3 protein-coding genes are annotated in these 1,830 nt (G+C 70.1%); 2 read left to right on the top strand and 1 reads right to left on the bottom strand.

The genetic code is table 11. The annotated features are described in order from the left end of the window. Positions 1-313, top strand: a 313-nt coding sequence (locus tag ACFQEU_RS15355; protein WP_379783575.1) for a M24 family metallopeptidase, incomplete at its 5' end; no start/stop codon positions are given. Between the two features lie 114 nt (positions 314-427). On the opposite strand, the gene ACFQEU_RS15350 is transcribed toward ACFQEU_RS15355, so the two are convergent. Further along, positions 428-814 (bottom strand): DUF7533 family protein, encoded by a 387-nt coding sequence (locus ACFQEU_RS15350; RefSeq protein ID WP_379783573.1) that lies wholly within the window; start codon positions 812-814, stop codon positions 428-430. 126 nt (positions 815-940) lie between these two features. Here ACFQEU_RS15350 and ACFQEU_RS15345 point away from each other — a divergent pair. After that, positions 941-1,830, top strand: an 890-nt coding sequence (locus ACFQEU_RS15345) for a sugar phosphate nucleotidyltransferase (RefSeq protein ID WP_379783571.1), incomplete at its 3' end; no start/stop codon positions are given.

The following is a 1,830-nucleotide window of genomic DNA, read 5'->3' as shown; positions in this document are numbered from 1 at the left end:
CGCCGCGACCGTCCACCGCGAGGCGGCCGCGGAGCTGGCCGCCTACGGGTTCGACCCGGACGCCGACGAGGGGGAAGCGGGGTTCACCCACGGGACGGGCCACGGTGTGGGCGTGAGCCTCCACGAGTCGCCGTCGCTGTCGGGTGACGTCGAGCTGCGCCCGGGACACGTGGTGACGGTCGAGCCGGGCGTGTACGACCCCACGGTCGGCGGGGTCCGACTGGAGGACCTCGCCGTCGTCACCGACGACGGCTACGAGCTCCTCGCGTCGTACCCGTTCGGAACGGTGCCGACTGAACGCGGTCGGTCGTGAGTCGGCGTTCGGGGACGGATCGGCCCGATGGAGACGGATCGACCCGACGGGGACGGATCGGCCCGATGGAGACGGATCGACCCGACGGGGACGGATCGGCCCGATGGAGACGGATTAGCGGCCGAGCGTCTCGGCGGTGTCCGTCGTCTCCGTCGTTTCTCCCGTCTCTGACGACTCCGCTGTTTCGGGAGACTCCGCCGTTTCGGGCGATTCCTCCGTCTCGTCGGTGTCAGTCGCTGTTGCGGTCCTCGCCCGCTCGCCGTCCGTCTCCTCCTCGCCGCGGAGCTGCCGTGGGAGAAGCCCTTTTAACAGCCCGGCGAGGATCCGTCCCGGATCGAGGAAGTACTGCGGGAGGACGACCATCGCGACCGCCACGACGAGCAGCCCCGCGCCGAGCGCGATCTGGCCGGCAAACAACTGGATAACGGCGTAGTTCGCGAGCGGGATCGCGAACACTAACGAGGCCGCCAGCCCGATCATGTCGAACACCCCGAGGTTCATCGCTCGCCTATAGCGCCCGGGCGCGCATAAGGGTGGAGGGATCCGGCCGTCGGAACGCCCTGGGTGCCGCCGGCGAACGGGACCGAAGCCCGCACGTTGAAGGCGGTCGGGGTTAATCGATCGAACATGTCGGAACACCGAACGACGACCGCCGTCGTACTCGCCGCGGGCGCCGGCCGACGGCTGAGCCCCCTGACGAACCGGCGGCCGAAGCCGATGGTTCCGGTCGCGAACCGGCCGCTCTTGGAGTACGTGATCGAGGCCGTCAGCGACGCGGGCGTCGAGGAGGTCGTGCTCGTCGTCGGCTACGAGCGCGAGCGCATTCAAACTCACTTCGGCGACGGCGGTGACTGGGACGTGTCGATCCGATACGTCACCCAGGGAAAACGGCTCGGAACTGCACACGCGGTCTTACAGGCGGAGGCACACGTCGATTCGCCGTTCCTCGTGTTGAACGGGGACCGAGTCGTCGACTCCCGGATCGTCGCCGACGTGCGGGACGCGCTCGCCGACGGCGACGAGGCGGCCGCGATGGCGGTTCGGCGAAGCGGCCGGCCGCGCTCGTACGGGGTCGTCACGGTGCGGGACGGCCGCGTCGAGACGATCGTCGAGAAGCCCGGCCGCGACATCGAGTCGGAGCTGATCAACGCCGGCGTGTACGCCTTCTCCCCCGCAGTGTTCGACGCGATCCGGGAGACCGACCCCGCCGCGGACGGCGAGTACCAGCTGCCGGCCACGGTCGAACGGCTCATCGACGATGGCGGGGTTCGAGCGGTCAGACACGACGGGGTCTGGCACGACGTCTCGTACCTCTGGGACCTCCTCGACGTCACCGACGCGGTGATCGACCGTGAGGGGGGCGCGATCGACGGGAACGTCGCCCCGGGCGGTGCCGTCGACGAGCGGAGCGTCCTCGCGTCCACCGCGTCGGTGGGTCGGAACGCGGTCGTCGCGTCGGGGACGACCGTCGGAGCGAACGCGTATGTCGGCCCGAACGCGACGGTCGAGCGCTCCGT

Source organism: Halorubrum tibetense, from assembly GCF_042661865.1.
Taxonomy (GTDB): domain Archaea; phylum Halobacteriota; class Halobacteria; order Halobacteriales; family Haloferacaceae; genus Halorubrum; species Halorubrum tibetense.
This window is presented reverse-complemented; position numbering and strand designations above follow the sequence as displayed.

What these genes read in the sequence shown, in the direction of transcription:
- ACFQEU_RS15350 (WP_379783573.1), bottom strand. Translation starts at nt 814, where the DNA reads ATGAACCTCGGGGTGTTCGACATGATCGGGCTGGCGGCCTCGTTAGTG.